This window comes from Citrobacter sp. Cpo012 (genome assembly GCF_030333015.1).
Taxonomy (GTDB): Bacteria; Pseudomonadota; Gammaproteobacteria; order Enterobacterales; family Enterobacteriaceae; genus Citrobacter; species Citrobacter portucalensis.
The window spans coordinates 1-236 of the sequence record NZ_JAOWGR010000005.1; the positions used below are offsets into that span (position 1 = coordinate 1).

General features: G+C 54.7%; 1 protein-coding gene. It reads left to right on the forward strand.

All coding sequences use genetic code 11. From position 1 onward, the window contains the following. Nucleotides 1–236, forward strand: a 236-nt coding sequence (locus OGX90_RS00010) for an Ig-like domain-containing protein (RefSeq protein ID WP_286622882.1), incomplete at both ends; no start/stop codon positions are given.

Sequence of the window (236 nt, forward strand, 5' to 3'; positions counted from 1 at the left end):
GTTATCGCATCGAGGTGGATTCTGCGGCGTTCTCTGACAACGTCGGTCATGTGCTGAAAGAGGTGACGGTCCATGTCAGCATCACCTCCCACGATGCGGCGGGCAATCTGGCGATTGCCACCAGCAGCCACGAAGTGCATGTCGACAACTTCGCGGAAAACACGGTACATATCGATACCGTCGCGAACGACAATGTGGTCAACGCCATTGAAAACCGCATGACCACACTGATAAGC